Origin of the sequence: Vibrio sp. LB10LO1, assembly GCF_010092875.1 — a bacterium.
GTDB lineage: Bacteria > Pseudomonadota > Gammaproteobacteria > Enterobacterales > Vibrionaceae > Vibrio > Vibrio campbellii.
The window spans coordinates 36,765-57,957 of the sequence record NZ_JAADJW010000029.1 but is presented as its reverse complement, the minus strand read 5'-3'; the positions used below and the strand labels follow the sequence as shown (position 1 = coordinate 57,957).

Annotated in this window: 18 protein-coding genes and 1 other RNA gene; 12 read left to right on the top strand and 7 right to left on the bottom strand. The window is 41.6% G+C overall.

From position 1 onward, the window contains the following. Positions 1 to 46: 46 nt before the first annotated feature. From dnaK to grpE, 3 genes are all read right to left on the bottom strand, one after another. Positions 47 to 1,963 carry a molecular chaperone DnaK gene (dnaK, locus tag GXP65_RS18650; protein ID WP_005440231.1) on the bottom strand — a complete coding sequence of 639 codons (1,917 nt, stop codon included), beginning with the start codon at positions 1,961 to 1,963 and terminating at the stop codon, positions 47 to 49. A 325-nt stretch (positions 1,964 to 2,288) separates the two neighbouring features. After that, positions 2,289 to 3,563 (bottom strand): dicarboxylate/amino acid:cation symporter, encoded by a 1,275-nt coding sequence (locus GXP65_RS18645; RefSeq protein WP_010648318.1) that lies wholly within the window; start codon positions 3,561 to 3,563, stop codon positions 2,289 to 2,291. A gap of 419 nt (positions 3,564 to 3,982) precedes the next feature. Further along, positions 3,983 to 4,579 carry a nucleotide exchange factor GrpE gene (gene grpE / locus GXP65_RS18640; RefSeq protein ID WP_045383403.1) on the bottom strand — a complete coding sequence of 199 codons (597 nt, stop codon included), beginning with the start codon at positions 4,577 to 4,579 and terminating at the stop codon, positions 3,983 to 3,985. Between the two features lie 145 nt (positions 4,580 to 4,724). Between grpE and nadK the strand changes: the two genes are divergently transcribed. The 3 genes from nadK to bamE all read left to right on the top strand — a co-directional run bounded on the left by nadK (position 4,725) and on the right by bamE (position 8,427). Continuing rightward, complete coding sequence (gene nadK, locus GXP65_RS18635; RefSeq protein WP_005533734.1) at positions 4,725 to 5,609, top strand: NAD(+) kinase; 885 nt, start codon at positions 4,725 to 4,727, stop codon at positions 5,607 to 5,609. 430 nt (positions 5,610 to 6,039) lie between these two features. Then, positions 6,040 to 7,704 carry a DNA repair protein RecN gene (recN, locus tag GXP65_RS18630; RefSeq protein WP_005424702.1) on the top strand — a complete coding sequence of 555 codons (1,665 nt, stop codon included), beginning with the start codon at positions 6,040 to 6,042 and terminating at the stop codon, positions 7,702 to 7,704. 363 nt (positions 7,705 to 8,067) lie between these two features. Next, a complete protein-coding gene (gene bamE, locus GXP65_RS18625) occupies positions 8,068 to 8,427 on the top strand; it encodes an outer membrane protein assembly factor BamE (protein WP_005424693.1) in 360 nt (119 codons plus the stop codon). A gap of 141 nt (positions 8,428 to 8,568) precedes the next feature. Here the strand turns inward: bamE and GXP65_RS18620 are convergent, their stop codons facing one another. Together GXP65_RS18620 and GXP65_RS18615 are read right to left on the bottom strand one after the other, a co-directional pair. Beyond that, complete coding sequence (locus tag GXP65_RS18620) at positions 8,569 to 8,925, bottom strand: RnfH family protein (RefSeq protein WP_050914346.1); 357 nt, start codon at positions 8,923 to 8,925, stop codon at positions 8,569 to 8,571. Beyond that, positions 8,915 to 9,358 carry an SRPBCC family protein gene (locus GXP65_RS18615; protein ID WP_038890695.1) on the bottom strand — a complete coding sequence of 148 codons (444 nt, stop codon included), beginning with the start codon at positions 9,356 to 9,358 and terminating at the stop codon, positions 8,915 to 8,917. Before GXP65_RS18615 ends, GXP65_RS18620 begins: the two co-directional genes overlap by 11 nt. Before the next feature lie 118 nt (positions 9,359 to 9,476). Here GXP65_RS18615 and smpB point away from each other — a divergent pair, with 118 nt between their 5' ends. The 6 genes from smpB (at position 9,477) to GXP65_RS18585 (ending at position 15,883) form a co-directional block, all read left to right on the top strand. Then, complete coding sequence (gene smpB / locus GXP65_RS18610) at positions 9,477 to 9,962, top strand: SsrA-binding protein SmpB (RefSeq protein ID WP_005424760.1); 486 nt, start codon at positions 9,477 to 9,479, stop codon at positions 9,960 to 9,962. 68 nt (positions 9,963 to 10,030) lie between these two features. Further along, positions 10,031 to 10,398: a transfer-messenger RNA gene (gene ssrA / locus GXP65_RS18605) on the top strand. A 175-nt stretch (positions 10,399 to 10,573) separates the two neighbouring features. Next, entirely contained in the window at positions 10,574 to 11,845 is a 1,272-nt protein-coding gene (locus tag GXP65_RS18600; RefSeq protein WP_162093463.1) for an integrase domain-containing protein, read from the top strand. Between the two features lie 372 nt (positions 11,846 to 12,217). Continuing rightward, positions 12,218 to 13,459, top strand: a complete 1,242-nt coding sequence (locus GXP65_RS18595; protein WP_162093462.1) for a hypothetical protein — start codon at positions 12,218 to 12,220, stop codon at positions 13,457 to 13,459. After that, on the top strand, positions 13,452 to 13,979 hold the full coding sequence (locus GXP65_RS18590) for a hypothetical protein (RefSeq protein ID WP_162093461.1): 528 nt from the start codon (positions 13,452 to 13,454) through the stop codon (positions 13,977 to 13,979). Before GXP65_RS18595 ends, GXP65_RS18590 begins: the two co-directional genes overlap by 8 nt. After that, entirely contained in the window at positions 13,967 to 15,883 is a 1,917-nt protein-coding gene (locus GXP65_RS18585; RefSeq protein ID WP_162093460.1) for an AAA family ATPase, read from the top strand. The genes GXP65_RS18590 and GXP65_RS18585 overlap by 13 nt, the downstream gene beginning before the upstream one ends. 128 nt (positions 15,884 to 16,011) lie before the next feature. On the opposite strand, the gene GXP65_RS18580 is transcribed toward GXP65_RS18585, so the two are convergent. Both GXP65_RS18580 and GXP65_RS18575 read right to left on the bottom strand, forming a co-directional pair. Continuing rightward, on the bottom strand, positions 16,012 to 16,779 hold the full coding sequence (locus GXP65_RS18580; RefSeq protein WP_162093459.1) for a hypothetical protein: 768 nt from the start codon (positions 16,777 to 16,779) through the stop codon (positions 16,012 to 16,014). Continuing rightward, a complete protein-coding gene (locus tag GXP65_RS18575) occupies positions 16,760 to 16,999 on the bottom strand; it encodes a helix-turn-helix domain-containing protein (RefSeq protein ID WP_162093458.1) in 240 nt (79 codons plus the stop codon). The genes GXP65_RS18580 and GXP65_RS18575 overlap by 20 nt, the downstream gene beginning before the upstream one ends. 218 nt (positions 17,000 to 17,217) lie before the next feature. On the opposite strand from GXP65_RS18575, the gene GXP65_RS18570 reads away from it, so the two are divergent. The 3 genes from GXP65_RS18570 to GXP65_RS18560 all read left to right on the top strand — a co-directional run bounded on the left by GXP65_RS18570 (position 17,218) and on the right by GXP65_RS18560 (position 21,058). Then, positions 17,218 to 17,715 (top strand): hypothetical protein, encoded by a 498-nt coding sequence (locus GXP65_RS18570; RefSeq protein WP_162093457.1) that lies wholly within the window; start codon positions 17,218 to 17,220, stop codon positions 17,713 to 17,715. A 307-nt stretch (positions 17,716 to 18,022) separates the two neighbouring features. Further along, entirely contained in the window at positions 18,023 to 18,916 is an 894-nt protein-coding gene (locus GXP65_RS18565) for a LysR family transcriptional regulator (protein WP_162093456.1), read from the top strand. 99 nt (positions 18,917 to 19,015) lie between these two features. Further along, positions 19,016 to 21,058, top strand: coding sequence for an FUSC family protein (locus GXP65_RS18560; protein ID WP_162093455.1), 2,043 nt, complete (start codon positions 19,016 to 19,018; stop codon positions 21,056 to 21,058). The last annotated feature ends 135 nt before the right edge of the window (positions 21,059 to 21,193 follow it).

The window sequence follows — 21,193 nt, the reverse complement described above, 5'->3', positions numbered from 1 at the left end:
AAGTCTTATCGACTCTAGGCGACCATAAGTCGCCTAGTTAGAAATATTATTTCTTGTCGTCTTTAACTTCTTCGAACTCAGCATCAACTACGTCGTCTTCTTTAGACTGTTGAGCGTCAGCGTCAGCACCTTGTGCTTGTTGCGCCTGAGCTTGTTGTTGAGCGATTTCCATTAGCTTTTGAGCTGCCGTCATTAGCGCTTGAACTTTAGCGTCGATCGCTTCTTTGTCATCGCCTTTACGTGCAGTTTCTAGCTCAGAGATAGCTGCTTCAATCTTCTCTTTCTCTTCTGCAGGTAGTGCTTCACCAGCTTCTTCTACTTGCTTACGAGTACCGTGAATCATTTGGTCAGCTTGGTTACGTGCAGTCGCTAGCTCTTCGAACTTTTTGTCCGCTTCTTTGTTAGCTTCTGCTTCTTGAACCATTTTCTCGATGTCTTCGTCGCTTAGACCGCCAGAAGCTTGGATAGTGATCTTCTGCTCTTTACCAGTCTGCTTGTCTTTCGCTGAAACGTGTAGGATACCATCCGCATCTAGGTCGAAAGTAACTTCGATTTGTGGCATACCTCGTGGTGCAGCTTGGATACCTTCTAGGTTGAATTGACCTAGAGATTTGTTGAAAGACGCTTGCTTACGCTCACCTTGAAGAACGTGGATAGTTACCGCGCTCTGGTTGTCTTCTGCTGTAGAGAAAACTTGGTTCGCTTTAGTTGGGATAGTTGTGTTTTTCTCAACTAGCTTAGTCATTACGCCGCCCATTGTCTCGATACCTAGAGACAGTGGAGTAACGTCTAGTAGAAGTACGTCTTTAACGTCACCAGCAAGTACACCACCTTGAACTGCAGCACCCATTGCTACTGCTTCATCAGGGTTTACGTCGCGGCGAGCTTCTTTACCGAAGAACTCAGCAACTTTCGCTTGAACCATAGGCATACGAGTCTGACCACCAACTAGGATTACGTCAGTGATGTCGTTTACAGATAGGTCAGCGTCAGCTAGAGCAACTTTTAATGGCTCAAGAGAACGTTGTACTAGGTCTTCAACTAGAGATTCTAGTTTCGCACGAGTCACTTTCACGTTCATGTGCTTAGGACCAGTCGCGTCTGCAGTCACGTAAGGTAGGTTTACGTCAGTTTGAGAAGTAGAAGAAAGCTCGATTTTCGCTTTTTCTGCTGCTTCTTTAACACGTTGCATCGCTAGTGGGTCGTTCTTAAGGTTGATACCTTGCTCTTTGTTGAACTCGTCTACTAGGTAGTTGATTAGACGTGTATCGAAGTCTTCACCACCAAGGTGAGTGTCACCGTTAGTTGCTAGAACTTCGAACGTTTTCTCGCCTTCAACTTCATCGATTTCGATGATAGAGATATCGAATGTACCACCACCAAGGTCGTATACCGCGATAGTGCGGTCGCCACCTGACTTGTCTAGACCGTATGCTAGAGCAGCCGCTGTTGGTTCGTTGATGATACGTTTAACTTCTAGACCTGCGATACGGCCAGCGTCTTTTGTAGCTTGACGTTGAGCATCGTTAAAGTAAGCAGGAACTGTGATAACTGCGCCAGTTACTTCCTCACCTAGGAAGTCTTCAGCAGTTTTCTTCATTTTCTTCAGGATTTCAGCTGAAACTTGAGGAGCAGCCATTTTTTGGCCTTGCGCTTCTACCCAAGCATCACCGTTGTCAGCTTTAACGATCTTGTAAGGCATGATTTCGATGTCACGCTGAACTTCTTCATCTTCAAAGCGACGACCAATTAGACGCTTAATTGCAAATAGCGTGTTAGTTGGGTTTGTTACTGCTTGACGTTTAGCAGGTTGGCCTACTAGCGTTTCGCCGTCTGTGTATGCAACAACAGATGCGGTTGTACGCTCGCCTTCTGCGTTTTCAATTACGCGTGGCTTGTCACCGTCTAGAACAGCAACACAAGAGTTAGTAGTACCTAAGTCAATACCAATGATTTTACCCATCAGGCTATCTCCGAATAAATTCTATTTTCGTTTTGCTATATCCCCTATGTGGGGACGTAGAATCGGGTTTCAACCCTTGCTCACAAACAAAAATAATGTTGTTTGCTTCTCTTATGCCCAATAGATAAGGGCTGCAAATGGCTTTTCAAGGGAGGGAGCAAAAAAAATTGAAAAAAGTTGCGCAAAAAGCGGGATGCGGGATTCTCGAATCTCGGAGCGCAGCGTTCCATAGGACGAAGTCCGTTCCCGAAGCGAAGCGTCTCTAAAAAGAAAAAGCGAGGCCCTAAGACCTCGCTTTGAATTCGATTGAGTGAGCAATTATCAATTATGCACTTGCTTGTGCAGGCTCAGCATCCACGATTTCTTCTTTACCAATCTCGCCTTCAGACTTAGCAACAATCGTGTTTACTGCAGTGTCGCCGACTACGTTAGATGATGTACAGAACATGTCGTTAATACGGTCAACCGCAGCAACGATTGCTAGACCTTCTGGTGGTAGACCCAATTGGTGAAGGATAACACCAACCATTACTACACCACCGCCAGGAACACCGCCTGCACCGATAGACAGTAGCAGAACCGTGAAGCCTAGAGTCACTAGGTCAGATACCGCGATAGGCTGACCAAATGCGTTCGCACAGAATACCGCTGCGATTGCGATGTAGATTGAAGCACCTGCCATGTTCATCGTAGCGCCCAGTGGTACACCAAAACCAGCTACCGACTTAGACACACCGATCTTGTCAGTAAGAGTGCGCATCGTTACAGGAATCGTCGCATTTGAACTTGCTGTAGATAGAGAGAACAGCACTTGCTCACGCGTCTTACGAGAGAACTCACGTGCAGAGATACCTGTAAACATTTGAACCGCTAGTGGGTATACAACGAAGATCCAAAGCACCAGCATTGAAACCACAAGAGCAACATAACCTGCTACCGATGCAAGCGTGCCTGCATCCAGTGTTGCGCCAAGTTGAATCATCAGAGCGAATACACCGTATGGCGCAAGGCTCATCACAAGGCCAATCAGCTTCATCATGATTTCGTTCGCCATCTTAAAAGTACGAACCGCAGGGCCGCCTTTTGAATCAAGCGCTTGAATAGCAAGGCCTGTCAGAATTGCCATAAAGATGATCTGTAGCATGTCGCCATTTGCAAACGCCTGTACCGGGTTGCTCGGAACGATGTTCACAACCATAGAGAAGATATCCGGCGTTTCTGTTGACTTAAGTGCCACAGAGTCAGAAATCGTACCCGCTAGGTTTGCGCCAGCACCAGGCTGAACAATCATAGCAACAGTAAGAGCAGCAATAATCGCAACGACGGTATTCAAAATGTAAAGAGTAAAGGTTTTACCACCTAAGCGACCAAAAGAACGAATGTCTTTAAGCTCAACAATGCCACATACAATTGATACATAAACCAAAGGAACAACCAGAAGTTTAATCAGCGAAACGAACATGCCGCCTGCCCCTTCTGCCGTACCTAGGATATAGGTATCAAAAATCGCAATACCGCTAAATAAGTACTGAATAGCTGTACCCAGCACAAGGCCGGCGAACAAACCAATAAAAATCTTACTAGAAAGCGATTTATCCATCATAAATCTCCGAAATGTTGTGTTTGCTATTTATATTTTTATAGTTACATCTGCTGATTTTTACGGCAGACCTCGCGAATAATACACACCAGAGTTACAAAATAAAGACTTTCTTTACAAAAATGTTAATAGATAACATTAAAAGTAAATCACTAGATCCACATTCATATTCAGAATTAAATCTCGAAGGCAAGTCAGAACAGCCACTTATAGACACAGCATTCCATAAGTAAGCAATATAAAGAAAGGATGTATCCTATAAGAAAAATTTTTCCCAATAAGAAAAACTTTGAAGAGGATCAAATTTAAAATTCATCGCATATTCAGAGGAGTGAATATGCTGAGGGCATGTTTGAAACAAAAACGCCCGCTATTGAATAGCGGGCGTTTTAATATATTTATATCAATGGGTTAACTGATTACTTAGCAACCATAACCATTGCAGGACGTACAACACGTCCGTTTAGCTCGTAGCCTTTTTGCATCACAAACATCACTGTGTTTGATTCATGGTCAGGGCTTTCTTGAATAGACATCGCTTGGTGGAATTCAGGGTTGAATGCTTCACCCTCTGGGTTGATCTCTTTCAAACCAAATTTCGATACTGCGTCTACAAATGTCTTATGCGTTAGCTCAACACCTTCAAGAATTGGCTTAACCACTTCGTGCTCTGCATCTGCAGCTTGGATTGCACGCTCAAGGTTATCGATAACTGGAAGTAGTTCTTCAGCGAATTTGTTCAGAGCGTACTTACGAGCTTTATCGATTTCTTGCTCAGTACGACGACGCATGTTTTCTACTTCAGCTTTAGCGCGAAGAACCGCATCTTGCTGGTCTTTCACTTTGGTTTCGCTAGACAGTAGTGCTGCTTCTAGTTGAGCAATCTTAGCGTCTTTCTCATCACCAATGTCTTCAAGTTCTGCTTCAGCTTCTTGTGCTGCCGCTTCTACTTTCTCCGCTTCTTCGATGATTTGATCAAGCTCTTCTTCTGTAACTTTGTTTTCTTCGTTGCTCATGATATCTCCAGAATTCAACTTAATGTCCTTAAAGCCACTCACGTTTTGTGGGCTTTAACCACATAAAAATTCGCATATTTAGGTAACTTGCCATTATTATGGGGATGAAGATTCCTGATTCAAGCCTCTTTAATGCGGAAATGCTATGAAAAACCCATGTAACGTGATCGCGATTATCGGAAAACCACGAGATCAGCAGGCAATTCAAACTCATAGAGAGTTGTACGAATGGCTGACATCCGAAGGTTACCAAGTGTTTATCGATGATCGCCTTGCTGCAATTTTAGACGAAATCCCGCAAAGCCAATTTGCTAGCCTCGTTGAACTGGGTAAAAACGCGGATCTCGCTATCGTTGTTGGCGGTGATGGCAATATGCTGGGCGCAGCGCGTATTTTGTCGCGCTTTGACGTGGCCGTCATCGGTGTAAACCGCGGTAACTTAGGCTTCTTGACGGACTTAAATCCGGACGACTTCAAAGAAGCATTAAAGGCTGTACTGAAAGGCGAGTACATCGAAGAAGAACGCTTTTTGTTAGAAGCAGAGATTCATCGCCACGGACAAATCAAAAGCCACAACGCGGCCTTGAACGAAGCAGTGCTTCACCCAGGGCAAGTAGCACACATGATTGAATTTGAAGTCTACATAGATGACAGCTTTGCGTTTTCCCTACGTGCTGACGGCTTGATCGTATCGACCCCAACAGGTTCGACTGCCTACTCGCTTTCTGGTGGTGGTCCAATTCTGTCACCAAGCTTAAACGCGATATCTTTGGTGCCAATGTTTCCACATACCCTTTCAAGCCGACCACTAGTGGTGGATGGTAAGCGCCGTATTAAGCTGATCGTGTCACCAGAAAACCGCGGAACACAAGAAGTGAGCTGTGACGGGCAAGTCTCCCTACCAGTGTCTCCGGGTGATGAAATACATATCTATCAAAGCCCAAACGTGCTTAAGCTAATTCATCCAAAAGACTACAGCTACTACCACGTACTAAGAAACAAACTTGGTTGGTCAAGCAAACTGTTTTAATAAACAAAGGTTGATGTGAAAGCATCAACCTTTTTTGAAAAAGCAGAAATAAGCTCTCAACTATCAGTTGTATGCCATCACTTTTCGAGTCACTAACCCAATTATCGATGCAATTCCTGATGCTCCGCCTTATCACACTGGGTGAATTTGTCGATAATTCTCCTTCCTGATGTAGGCACCTCTGAATGCCGCTCACCTAAAAGCAACAACTAATACCGTAGCCGTTTTTGAACCGCTCACAATTAATCCAAATCGACCGTAACTTATTCAATTTAAATAAATCGTTTTATTTTACGCGACCTATTTTTCCTTTCTCCATCACAAAAAAGCGCTTCTTTCATAAAAAATACCGCACCCACCTTTACTGTATAAAGAAACAGTATATACTGTTTTCTTATACAGTATTGTTCAGTTATACAGGTAAATAAAAATGCTGGCTCATCTAAGTGTTAATAATTTTGCGATTGTTAAGTCTTTACAGCTCGAGCTTTCAAAGGGCATGACCACCATCACTGGTGAAACAGGTGCAGGTAAATCCATTGCAATTGATGCTTTAGGTCTTTGTTTAGGCGGGCGTGCCGATGCAGGCATGGTGCGACAAGGCGAAGAAAAAACCGAAGTCAGCGCTGCCTTTTTACTGGACAACAATCTACACGCAACGCGTTGGCTAGAAGATAACGACCTGCTGGATGGCAGCGAATGTATCTTGCGTCGCATCATCACCAAAGAAGGCCGCTCTAGAGCCTTCATCAACGGCAGCCCAGTCCCACTTTCACAACTCAAATCTCTTGGGCAGTTGTTGATCAACATCCATGGACAGCACGCACATCATCAATTGATGAAAAGCGAGCATCAAATGGCCATGCTTGACCAATATGCAGGACATTTAAACCTATTAAAAAGCACACGCAGTGCTTACCAGCATTGGCGTCAGGCAGACAATAACCTTAAGCAGCTAAAAGAGAACAGCCAACAAAACCAGGCACAAAAACAGTTGCTTGAATACCAAATCAAAGAACTGAATGAGTTATCGCTAGGTGAAGAAGAATTCGCAGAGCTCGAGCAAGAGCACAAACGACTGTCCAACAGCGGTGAACTTGCCGCTACCTGTCAGCAAGCCATCGAACTTATTTACGAAGGTGAAGAAGTCAATGCGCTTGGTATTTTGCAATCGGCCAATCACTCCCTAATCCAATTAGCGGAATTAGATGAGAAACTCGCTGAACTACCAAACATGCTGTCGGAAGCAATGATCCAGCTAGAAGAGACCAAAAACGAACTTCGCAGCTACCTTGATGGCATTGACGTCGATCCGGGTCGCATGGCTTATGTCGAAGAACGCTTTTCTAAAGTGATGTCGATGGCTCGCAAACACCATGTGATGCCTGATGAGCTATACCAGCACCACCAAGATCTGCTGGCACAAATCGAAGCACTAGATTGCTCGGATGAACGCTTAGATGAGTTAGCACAAGAAGTGGAACAGAAATACCAAAGCTTCTTAACTCAAGCAGAAAAACTGCACAAATCACGCAGCCGCTATGCTAAAGAATTGAACAAGCTGATCACGCAAAGCATGCACGAGTTGAGCATGGAAAAAGCCGTGTTCAGTATCGAAGTGAACAACGAAAACGCGCATCCATCTCCACTAGGCATGGACAGCGTATGCTTCTTGGTTTCAACCAACCCAGGCCAACCATTACAACCTATCGCTAAAGTGGCATCGGGTGGTGAGCTATCACGTATCTCCTTAGCGATCCAAGTGATCACTGCGCAGAAAGTTGACACACCAAGCTTGATCTTCGATGAAGTGGACGTAGGTATCAGTGGTCCAACAGCAGCTGTTGTCGGCAAGATGCTGCGCAAACTGGGCGAATCAACTCAAGTAATGTGTGTAACCCACTTGCCGCAAGTTGCTGGCTGCGGTCACCAGCAAATGTTTGTAGCCAAACACACCAAAGGCGGCCAAACCGAAACACAAATGCGCTCACTAGATGAAGAACAACGCGTGGCAGAACTCGCTCGCCTACTTGGTGGCAGCCAAATCACTGACTCTACATTGGCAAACGCAAAAGAACTGCTTATCGCGGCTTAACAGATCGGCAAGGGATGAGAAATGGATATCAGAGCAATCCGCAAAACCAACTGCTTAGATCTCGTCCTTATCCTTGTTGAGTTGGAGCATTACTAACATGAGTTTGCCCAAGACTAAAAAATCAGACGGCTCAGTACGCTGCTTGAAATTGTCCATTATCCGCATGACTGATTGAAGTTTGCGATATGTCATCCCACTAATGTGCGTAAGGTTGTGACATTTAGCGTGCAATATCGACGAATAAATGCAACTCAACTCAAAATTCGTTGTCAGATTTCCTACCATACGACGCATAGCTTTTTACATCTGCGTCGAGCTTGTTTATTATCAGCGCAGTATTTTAAAGGTTACTAAGAAATTATTATGCAATTAAAGAAGTGGTTAGTTGCCGTACCATTAGCAATGACATTGCTGACAGGATGTTCGGTATTGGAAAAACTGGTTTATCGTATTGATATCAACCAAGGCAACTATGTAGAACAAAGTGCGGTTGATAAATTAAAGTTTGGGATGACTAAAGCACAGGTTCGCTACGTTCTTGGTTCACCTATGTTGGTTGAAAATGGCTACCCAAATACGTGGTACTACATTTACCACCACACTCCAGGTCACGGTGAATCAGTGCAAAAAGATCTTATCGTTAACTTTAACGACCAAGGCACACTGGCAGACATCACTGGTGACTACCCGAAAAGCGATGCGTTTTACGAGAAGATTCAGTAAACAACCTTTATTTTCGCAGTATTCCTAAAGCCTCCGCACGGAGGCTTTTTTATTTCGGCTGGCGCGCACAGAGCGAGAAAAGTAAGCTCCAAAAACAACAAAACCTCCCAGTTGGGAGGTTTTATTTTATATCTTCAAGCATTATTCCGCTGATTTTCTCAAGGCGTTTGGCTTACCACCCGTCACAGGATCTGCGTTGCCAGCCACTTTTGCTTGCTCAGCTCGTTTACGACGAATCTCTTTTGGATCCGCCAATAATGGACGGTAAATTTCGATTCGGTCTTTGTCTCGAACCGTCACATCTAGTCGAACGTTGCGGCTATAAACACCCACTTTGTTCTTCTTCAAATCAATCTCAGGATACAATTCAAGCACACCAGACTGACGAATAATCTCTTCAACAGTGGCATGGTTATTCACCACCAAGTTAAACACTCGCTGCTCTTGAGGTAAGGCATACACCACCTCAACGTGGATCATGTCCGACTCAATACTCATAGCACTCGTACACCTGTTTCGCTCGATTGGTAAAAGCATTCACCATGTTACTGGTGAGCTCGTTAAAAATCTTGCCGAAAGCCATCTCGATCATTCTGCTTGAGAATTCAAACTCAAGCTTGAGCTCGACTTTACACGCTTGCTCGTCAAGCGCCGTAAAGATCCAGCCACCACGCAATGTCTTAAATGGTCCATCAACCAAGTTCATCATGATAGCCTGGCCTGGAATAAGCTCGTTAGACGTGGTGAATGTCTTGCTGATACCTGCTTTTGCTACATCGACAGAAGCCACCATACCCTCGCCCGAAGACTCAATGATTCGTGAACCTGAACAACCAGGTAGAAACTCAGGATACTTCGAAACATCATTGACCAGATCGAACATCTGCTCTGCACTAAAAGACACCAAAGCAGAACGGCTGATTTGCTTCATACACACTCCTATCGATACGCGTACAAGTTTAAGACTTGTGCCAATTTTACTTTTATTCGACGATAGCGCAAATAAAAGGATTTCCTAACGTATATCCAACCCGTATAATGAGGCCATTATGGTAAAGAAAAAATCAAAGCAAAAAGCGGGTAGCAACACTATCGCGCTTAATAAAAAAGCTCGCCACGAATACTTCATTGACGATGAAATTGAAGCCGGCATGGAGCTACAAGGCTGGGAAGTGAAAGCACTTCGCCAAGGCAAAGCCAATATCGCTGAAAGCTACGTTTTCATGCGTGACGGTGAAGCTTTTGTCAGCGGGATGACGATCACTCCTCTTAACCAAGCTTCTACTCACGTTGTCGCAAACCCTACACGCGTGCGCAAACTATTGATGAGTCGTCGTGAACTCGACAACCTTCTTGGTCGCATCAACCGTGAAGGTATGACGCTAGCCGCGTTATCACTGTACTGGTCTCGCTCTTGGGTGAAGATCAAAATCGGTGTTGCGAAAGGTAAAAAGCTTCACGACAAACGTACCGATCTGAAAGAAAAAGATTGGGCTCGTGAAAAAGCGCGCGTAATGAAGAGTTCACTGCGTTAAACTTGACCACTTAGACGCATAGTACTGGACAGCCTAGGCTTTTCTGTTACTATGCCGATATTACCTCTGGGGCTGATTTAGGATTCGACGGGAATTCAGAAGTCTGAGGTGCATGCCGAGGTGCGGTAGGCCTCGTTAACAAACCGCAAAAAAATAGTCGCAAACGACGAAAACTACGCACTAGCAGCTTAATAACCTGCTCAGAGCTCTCTCGCCCTAGCTTCCGCACGTAAGACGGGGACCAACGAGGGATCAAACCCAAACGCGCTAGCCCGGATTCTCCCGCCTGAGAGATGAACGGCGAATTATAATTCAGGATAGTCATTTACTAGCGTGTCGGTTCGCAGGTGGGTGGTGAATTTAAAGATCGACTAAGCATGTAGTACCAATGATGAAAGGTTTTCGGACGCGGGTTCAACTCCCGCCAGCTCCACCAAACGTTTGGAAAAGGCCACCTTCGGGTGGCCTTTTTTGTATCCAACCTACTGTAATCAAATAACTTAAGCTCATACAACTATCTCATTCTGTCTCAGAATGTATCTTTACATCTTGCTATTTTTTTACCCAATATTTTACCCTATGAATATGATTTGATTTTGGTTGGGTAAAAAATGGGTAGAAAAACGAAACCTTTAACGAAGTTCGAGATCGATAATGCCAAATCGAAAGAGAAGGAATACACTCTTTCTGACGGGCATGGCTTACAACTCCGAGTAATGCCAAATGGAAAAACTAAATCGTGGCGAATGCTCTACTCCCATCCACTAACAGGAAAGGCACATAAAATTACACTCGGCACGTATCCAACACTAAGCCTTGCTAATGCGCGGAAGCAGTGTAGCAACATTCGTTCTTTAGTAGCGCAAGGAATTGACCCAAAAGAATTTAAGAAGCAAAAGCTATTTGAGCATGAAATGAAGCACAAACACACTTTGCTAAACGTTGCGAAAGAGTGGATAGAAGTCAAAAAGAATGATGTTTCAGAAGACCATGCAAAGGATATTTGGCGAGCGTTGGAACTTCATGTATTCCCGCAATTAGCAACAATTCCAATCGCAGATATAAATGCACCAGACACGATACAAGCACTGAAACCTTTAGCTGCTAAAGGATCTTTAGAGCAGGTATCTCGCATCTCTCAGAACCTTAATCAGATTGTAAACTATGCGATAAATTGTGGTCTTAGAGAAACCAACCCTCTTTCGGGCATAAAGTCTGCGTTTAAGAAGCCGACAGTAGAGAATATGAAGTCCATAGAACCAGATGAACTACCAGAGTTGATGAGGGCATTAGCTAATGCCAACATAAAGACTACTACAAGGTACCTAATCGAGTTTCAGCTTCATACGATGACTAGACCAAGCGAAGCAGCTGCTGCAAAATGGGATGAGATTGACTTTGTAAATAGAACATGGACTATTCCAGCAGAGCGGATGAAAATGAAAAAAGAGCATCGCATCCCTCTTACTAATGAGCTAGAAACTCTTCTGGACAATATGAGTATGATATCTGGATTGAGAAAGCATATCTTTCCAGCAGATCGCAACCCAAATACTCACGTGAATAGCCAGACGGCGAATGCTGCTCTAAAACGAATGGGGTTTAAAGATAGATTGGTATCTCATGGTTTGAGAGCGCTAGCTAGCACTACATTGAATGCATCGGGCTTGTTCGATGCAGATGTTATCGAAGCAGCCCTAGCTCACCAAGTAAAAGGAGAATCTCGACGCCCTTACAATAGAACGGATTACTTCGAAAGAAGAGCCCCGATGATGCGATGGTGGAGCAATTACATCGTCGAAGCGTCTAAAGGCTACACTTCACTGTCGCAATGTCCATCTAGTACACAACCAATAACCAACACTGCAATAGAAACTGACTAAGCCGATAGCATGTTCGACGTAAGCTCTCTGCAGTTCGGAGCTCTGAAGTTCGAGCTGCTTGTCATATTTTATTGAATCATCGCCTGACTCCAGCACGATGCTTTGTTTAAGAACACTAATACAACAGTCACTAGTCAAATTTCAAATTTGCTGCCCCACTTCAAAGCAACCTAAAAAATACAGCTTGATATATCTATCAAATCCATATGAAATATACCGACATATGGGAAACAGGTTGCACTAACCAAATAGATACTTTAAGTCTGAAGGCTTCTGATTACTAAGAGCCAATGTTCATCACATTCAGGACCCAGACTTACTCCTCTATAAACCTTCTGTGACTATCAGTAGATATTTTGGTAATTCATACAAATGACGAATGTAATTAAAAGAGAAGCAGGTAATACCAGTAAAGGATTTGATACCCAGATCCATAGAGCTATATCACTGATACTAGACAATATCTCCCAAGGCAGTGAACAAGTGTTTTGTGCTGTAGAGGTTATTGAAGACGTTTTCTTGATTGAGAAATCAGATGAAGGTGAAACTGTCGGAAAGTTGCTAGAAGAGGATAAAGACTATTCGAGCAATTTTAGTTTTAGAACCGAACCTGTAAGGAATACATTAGTTAGCTTTTTTGATCAATATATGGATCACGATAAAGATCCCCTTTTGTCTCTCTGCTTTTATGCACAAACTGGTTTAGCCAATGAAACCGTTGACAAAAACATGATCAAATCAATTGATGGTTTAAAAGAAGAAGACTCAGGTAGCTATGGCATCTTAAAGAAATTAGTCGACGGTAATAAATTGACTTCTATTGAATTGAAAATAGCCTTAAGCATTTTTAAAAAAGAGTATCTTATTCAATATAGTGGAAGAGCTGACAAAAGAACTGGATATTCGAGTATTGTAAATAAGATATCTGAAGATGAATTTGAAAGATTCTTGTATTCTATAAGTTGGAACTTTGAGAGCAAAGAAGACTTAGATTATGAAAAGATTTTGTTAGATAAAATCAAGGAATGTGAGTTCTTTGACTATATGTGCGATGGGCGTGAAAATGCCATACTTCACGAACTATACTACGAGTTTACAAAGAGAAAAAAAGAAAAGAGCATCATAAAAAAACTTTTATCTAAAGATAAAGTAGAAAATATTTTTTACAAAGCAAAGTATGACAACGGAAGCTTTATGAAAGATACATCGTGGAAGATTTGGGATGATATAGATCTTTCAGACTTGAGAAATATAGAAAAAAAGATTTCTGCTGTATGTGATGACTACCCGAAGAGAAGAATAGACGACTTAAAGATCAAACTATCTTTAGCTAAATCAGAAGAATTTGATTTAGGAAAAGATTACAAATCACTAAAGGCTCGAGTATATAAAAAATGTAATGAACATATTATGGATTTGATGGATGATGATGATGAGCCTTTTGACCGAAGAAGAATAAATCAAGCATTTAAAGATATGGAAAAACTATCCATACAAAAAGTAAGAAATCTAGAAAAGGATTATACCTATAACGCTTCTAATGATGACTTGATATCAGGTATGGTCTACTCTCTTTTCGATGACTGTTATTTGGCATTTGATGACTATGAATAATATAAGAAGAATGATGTATGTAAGTGGAGAAGATTTCTATGTGATGACATATATCACTCTTTTTCTCCTTGAGGATTTAATAGGAAAAAAATCTCAAAGCAAGTGCTTTAAAGATCACAGGAAGATGACTTACCTAATACAATTATTATTAGACAATCGATTAATTGACATTATTAAGCGATATGAAAACAGAGAAATTTATAATATTGCTGATAAAGAATTTCTATTCGACAGTTTTTCAAGATCTGAACAGAAAAAAAATGAAGTTGAGAAACTTCTAAAAATGTTGAACCATGAAGGATATATAGATTTAATAAAAAGCAAGAACCCTGAAGTTTACGATATAAAAATAAACTCTAATAATATCCCAGAAAGCTTTTTTAACAATGATGCTTTCAAAGATGTAAAAATTGACATAAAAGAACTAAAATCATCAGTAAAAAGAATTAACGTGTTAACACATAGTAAATTCATAGAAAATGTGTATCAGTTAAGAGGGCTTAACTTATGGGCTTTTTAAGAATAAACAAGCTATCTTACAAAGGTGATAAATACTATTATGAATCACCTAATCTTGAGAAAAAAATAACAATAATTGAAGGTCCTAATGGTGTAGGAAAGTCAACTTTTTTTGACCTACTTTATTATGGATTGAGTGGAAAAGTAGAACAGTTTAATAAGAGTAGCGATCAAAAACATGAACAAATAATTTTTGATACTAATAACTCTGTAACACTAGATATATCTATAAACAAAGAGAAATTCAAGTTAATTAGAAAAATAGGCTCTAATACTATCTTAGTATTAGGTGAAGATAATGATAACTTGGATTTAAAATTAAATTTACTCATCAACAGATCAAAAGCTGATGATTATATTTTCTCAGATTGGATACTAAACAAGTTAAATATAGATGTATTTAGCCTTACTCAGGGAAGTAAAACATTTAAGATAAACTTTACTGACTTGATGAGGTTAATTTATCACAACCAGTTAGCAGACCCTACACCTATATATAAACAGGCAGAAAATACTGGTTATGTCTCTGACTCTCTTAATGTAAGAAAAGCAGTATTCGAAATATTAGTAGGAAAGTCTCTACTTGAGTATTATAAATCACTATCTGATCTTAGATCTGCTCAGAAAGATAAAGATTCAGCGCGAGCTATTTGTGATGAGTATAAGTCCTTTGTGTCTGAAATTAATGACGACTCAGAAATAAAGAATATTCAATTCATAACAAAAGAGTTAAAAGAAAAAGAGCAAAGATTACTAGAGTTAATTGACTTTAGGAAAAGTTTAATCCAAGTCCAACCTATGCCTGAGACTTGGCTAAAATCTATAGATAAAGTTAAAGATAGAAAAATAAACCTTGAAAACCGACTAAGAAAAATAGAAAAAAACATCTCTGTTGTCAAAAAAGAGCTAGTTACTATTGTTCAAGGTAAAGAAGCTAATCAAATAGATATTGATAGAATTTCTAAAATTATCTTAACTCATGAGCAACTTTCATTATTCTCGCCAGATACATGTCCTTACTGTTTAAAAGACGTAGATAGATCGCCTAACCGATGTGTTTGTGGGCATGAAGTTGATGAAGAAGACTATCAGCGATATTTTTATTCCTCTGAAGAATATCACGAGATATTAAGATCTAGAATTAAATCATTGGAAACTTTTAATTCGGCAATAGATAAATTAAAGAGAAATACCTCAAAGTTAGACACTCTGAGAGATAGTATCGAAAATAAAATAAAAGACATCGATAAAAACCTTCTTGAAATGATGGATAGTTTAGCAGTAGAAGTAAATAACTCTGAATTAGAAAGTATAGAAGACAAGATTTCCGATTTAAGAGAGGATATTTCTGATTTAAACCAACTTCTTAAGATGGAACTAAAGCTTGAAGGATTCGAAAAAGCTCTCAAAAGTAAAGAGATAGCTTACAGTAAGAAAGAGACTTCTTTTAAGAGAGTAGAAATAAATTCAAGTGAGCAATTAAAGGATAGAATTCAAGAATTTAGTGATATATACAGTGACTTGATGCAAAACTCATTAAAGGATGTTAGAAAGGCGGAGATTAGTGCAGACACCTATTTGCCAATAATAAATGATGGTATTTATAGAGAAGCAAGTTCAAAAGTTTCAGTTAGATTTTTGTATTTTATAACACTTTTGAAGATGTCACTTGAACTAGACATTCCTTATCCAAAGTTAATTCTTGTTGATACCCCTGAAACAGTAGGTATAGATAAAGAAAACCTTGATTTAGTTCTATCTAAATTATACGACTTAGAAACGGATTTGGATACTGATTTCCAAGCCATCGTTGCTACAGGTGTAGGTAAATATCCAACAAAAATGAAAGATTTAGTAGTATTGACATTATCTGATGACAGTAAATTATTGAAAAAACGCACCTAAGTAGAAGTGAAATTGAACGACATCTGTAGTGTTAAATATCAGATGTCGTTTATCTATTGATATTGTACGTATTCGCCATCTAGAATTGGAATTATATGTATGTTTATTAAAATTTTCTCTTACACTTATTAGTCTCTAAATGCACTATCTTCATATCTAAAGAGAAATGCTTGCCTCTTAACCCTATCCATAAAACACAGAATATCTATAGTTTCAGGTTTATTTAGTCTAAATTTTTTTGTTCTATTCTTTTTATATTTCTTATCATAATAATCGATTACTCTAAAAGAACATAATTTATAGATATAACTAACTTGTCTGTAAGGGTTTCGCATTTTCTTTCTCATAGTAGGCTTAACCCTTCTGTTTTCCTTTATGTGGAGCTTCTGCTGTTTCCCTATTCTTTTTCTAAACTCCTTGATCGCTATTCTATTGTGCTCAGTATCAGCATATATAAAGTGTATATGTAGCAACCACATTGAACACTCTTCGTGAAAGTCTAGTTCAACAGCCCCAAAAACTGGACCTTTGACTCTTGCTCGTCTTAGAGTTTGAGCCCATCTAGCTTTCGCTTTTTTCGTAATATCATCGCATAAATCTTCGCGCCTTACGGACCTAGAATAGTCAATCACTGTTAAGACTTTACAGCACATTCGAGTACGCTTTATCTTTCTAACCAGATTGTCGATTCTCTCGACTCTATAGCGATGATTACATACTTTACATGCCGCACTGTTACATATGATCTCTCCTTCAGCGCACCTAAACAGCTTAACCCCCAAATCTCGGGCTTCCTCTTTTTCACTGCGCTCTAAAATACTACTTCTAACAAAATTCTCTCTTACACATTCGTTGAACGTTTCAAACCATGGAAGATCAGTAATCGAACGGCTCATATGCCACCTCCCCAGCTTCTTGCTTCTCTTCACAAGGTAAATTCGCTATCCAATCATCTATATCTTTAGCTTTCCATCGAAGAGCTTTACTGGCTGTTGGATAGAAAGCCAATGGAAATGATCCCTCACTCCGAAGTCGATTTATTGTTGCTCTGGAAATGGATAACACCTCTACCAGTTCATCTAATGTGTACAGCAGTTTTGGTAACTCTTTTCTCATGACCATGTCCTTATCAAATGGATCATGAGTGGAATTACTTTTTCACCTTCTGAAATTCGAAAGTCTTTTAAATCATATTGTGAGTCTCACTGATTAAGTCATAAATATCATATTGTTATACCTTAATATTTATTGTTGAATCGTGAGACTCACAAGATAAAAACCTCTACGTTAACGGTATAATCGGTAAAATATTCACCCCAACATAGAGGCTTAAAATGGAAGATTCGGAAGTAACACGGTACGAGAAGGAGAGGAACGTATTACGACAAAGAAGTATGGCTAGTAGACGAAAAGACTCAGGTTGGAAAGGCTATCGTTTACAGCTTTCAAAAGCCGATTACACGAAAATTCAGAAGTTAGGGAATAAGTTAGATTTTGATATACCGGATCAAAAAGCTTCCTTGGTAGATATATCGACAATTGTTAGCTATAGCCTGACAGTAGCTTGTAAGCACGAAGGTCTGATTGACAAAAACCTCCCAAAAGTTTCGCAAGATAGACTGTACCGTCAGCGAGTCAGGGAGGTTATAAAGTACCGACTTAGAAAGGAAAAACGCAAAGCTGATAAATTGAAATTAGTGGCTGATTTTATGCGTGATGCTGGTTATGCTCTTCCTGTCGTGAACTCAAGAACAAAGATGAAAGTGCCACAGGATCAACAAGACTCTTGGAATGAGTTTTGGGTAATGGCATTGGTACCAAAGCTGGTATGAATCATAGATTTTAGTCTCAACCAAAACATGATTTTTACTAATGCTACCTAGATTCGCTTATACAGGATTTATCAATATTACCCAATTTAGTACCCAACAAGCACAACTAAACACCACTATAAGTTTAACTATCATATAGTTACGATATAAATTCAGATGACGCCAGCACCAAACGTTTGGAAAGGGCCAACTCGAAAGGGTTGGCCCTTTTTGTATCTGCAATTTGCATCCCCCTCAACTCATCGCTTTGATTCCAAGCCAAAATCTCTTAGTCTGTGGTTAAGCATTCATCAATGGACGTGAGTTTATGCTAAAAGGCAGTGAATACCCTTCTATTCGTGCACTTCGAACCTTTGTTGCGGTTGCTAACCAGCTAAGTTTTTCTAAAGCGGCAGAGAGTTTGTGCGTCACTCAAGGCGCCGTGAGCAAACAGATTGCGACATTAGAGCAACTGGTTGGGCTACCTTTGATTCAGCGTGGTATCAATGGTATTGAGCTCACGGAAGAAGGAAAACGTTACTTACCCAAGGTGACCGAAGCGTTGGAGATCATCCAACATGCCACAGCAAGCTTGATTCAAACCGATACAGAGCAAGAGTTATTGGTGGTCGATGTTACGCCTTCTTTCGCCAGTTTGTGGTTGGTGCCAAACATTGATGCATTCCATCAAACCCATCCTGATATCCGCGTTAAAGTTCGCACCAGTGATGGTCCAATAAATCAGTTAGATGTAGACAGCGACATCACCATCCGTTGCCTTCCCCTCTCCAGCCACTACGAACATGGTCGATTGTTGCGCCAAGAAACGCTGCTGCTAACGGGCTCATCAAGTTCTTCAACGTGTAACGACAAACAGTCCATTGCGGATTTCGCTTTTATTCCTCAAACGACACGCCCGCAGTTGTGGGAGCAGTTCAAACTAGAACAATCTCTGCAAAGCGTGATTCATTATCACCCCGTCGGTCATGAGCATTTCTATCTTTCTTATGAAGCGGTCAAGCTTGGCAAAGGGCTTGCTCTTCTGCCTGATTTTATGGTGCAACAGGCGATGTCGAGAGATGAGGTCTATCACATCCAACAACTGAGTATGCTTAGCCATTATGGATATTACGTATTTGTGCCGAACTACCGCCTCGCAGCGCGAAAAGTATCACTGTTCAATGATTGGCTATTTACTCAGCTTGGGGAAGGTGTCGGTTAAATAACGACTCCGCTTCAATTTTTCAATCTGTGGTTGAAGCCAGCACATCAAAAGATATTCGCGTTACACTGAAGGTGTTGCCAACTGTAATGAGGGTTTATGACGTTATCTCCTGCCTTTCTGCGTAAAATCTGGTACTCCCCTTCTGTCAACCTTGGTCTGCGTGCCACCAGCGCGATTGTTCTGTTCATGGGGTTGGGTGTGCTATTCAACCAAATCAATCTCGCCATGACGGCTTTAATGACCATGCCTGCAGCATTGATCAGTGGTTTAGACACTGCTGGTCCTAGACGTTGGACACGCTTTGCAATTACCGCTTCCACGTGGAGCATTACGCTCGTCATCAGTTATGCCCTGCTGAATATAGGCTTACCACTGTGGCTGACTTACGGTGTGATGGGAGCAGTATTGGCGAGTACAGCAGTGAATGGTCCGTTTTGGGGACGTCTTGGCATGTCGAGCTTACTGATCGCGGTCGTGAGCTTGTCGCTACATAACTCCAGCGCAGTACTTAGTCTCTATCCGATGCTGGTGTTGGGACCACTCATTTTTGCGCTGTTCAGTTGGCTTTGGTTTGCCTTATGGAAGCATTACGCGCTGCGTGTATGTCTTTCTGCGATTTACGAGACGCTAGCGGACTACATTCAATATCGCCAAGCTTTTTTACTTGGAAGCGAAAACGATGCCCCGAAACGACGCATCAAATATCAGTTGATTGAACTGTTTCAGCAAGCGCTGCAATCAGAATCTTTTCGTTCTAAACATGAAGATGCAAACTCTCTACGTCAGGCTTTGTTTTTGGCGCTCGATACATTTGAAGTCGTCTTGAGCAGCCATACCAGCAACCCTGATCTGCTTAAGCAATTTCAATCCAGTAAACCGAAACGAGATCTGCTCTTGGTTTGGAGCCAACACTGCCAGCAAAGATTCAGACACAAAGCCAAGCAGCTTTTGCATAACACGCATGAAGAGATGGAACACTTGAGCTCACTAGAGCAGGAAGCCCATGATTTGATTGAGGCGGTGAAGCTAGAAGACCAACCTCGCTTTCGCTACTGGGCATACGCGGTAAAGCATATTTCTCGTCGTATTGAGCTCAATGAGCCCGCTTATGAACGCTCCTTTGAGGTGCAACCATTCGAGCTGTCTTTTCGTTTGCCAAGTCGAGGCAACCCAATTTGGCGCCATGTGACTCGCGTTGGTTTGATGTTTGCTCTTGGAGCTGGGATTGCTGAATACTTTGAATTGATTCGCCCGGATTGGGTGTTGATTTCCATGTTGATGGTCATTCAACCGAGTTTCTTGGCAACCCGAAGTAAAACTTGGCAACGCTGTTTGGGCACGGCACTTGGGGTACTCTTCGCCACCTCCTTGATTCATCTTGGCGTACCAACGACCATCCTGTTTGTGTTGATCGCAGTTCTATTACCTGTCGCAATGCTCAATATTATGCGTCATTATTCGCTGGCGATTGGCTGTATTACCGCACTGTTGATTTTGGTTTATCAGACCATGGCACACCAAGGGCTCGACTTTGCCGCTCCGCGCTTGATCGACAATGTCGTCGGTGGCGCAATTGTCTTGCTCGGTTACGGCTTATTGTGGCCGCAGTGGCGAGGTAAGGAGATTCATACCCAAGCATTAAAAGCGCTCGATAGTTCAAAAAGCTTATTTGTGTATTGCTATGAGCAGTTACAAGTCGACACAGAGCAACGTGATCATATGGCGCTCACTAAGCAACGTGCCGCTATGCTCACCGCTGAAAGCGACCTTGAACTGATTTACAACGAGATGCAACAAGAGCCAAGGCACACTCGTGCCGATCCGCATTATTATGAAGATATGTTGAGCCATTATCGCTTGTTGAGTCACTACCTTTGCTTGCTGCTCCCTCTAGTGAGAGCGGGCACCCATTACCAAGGCTCACCGCAAGTCGAGAGCCTGATTCATGATGCGATGGATGCGTTGATCAGTACGATTCGTGACAATCGTGTTCATGAGCTGCCAGCACTGAGCAATAAAACCGATGCGAATCATCCCTCCTCGACCACGGGTCAGCGCTCCGTCGAAGAGATCATCTGGTTAGCATTGATGACCATTAAACAAATGCACGACTTAGTAAGGCGTAACCTGAAAGACTAAATACGCACCACTATTATCAACGGCGTGTCAGATTTTACTGGCTGAGAACAACGTCGATTGACCAAGTTAACTAACAGGAGTATCACTCCAGCTTCGTTCCACTTTTGTTAGAGGAAAGCGTTTGGAACACATAAA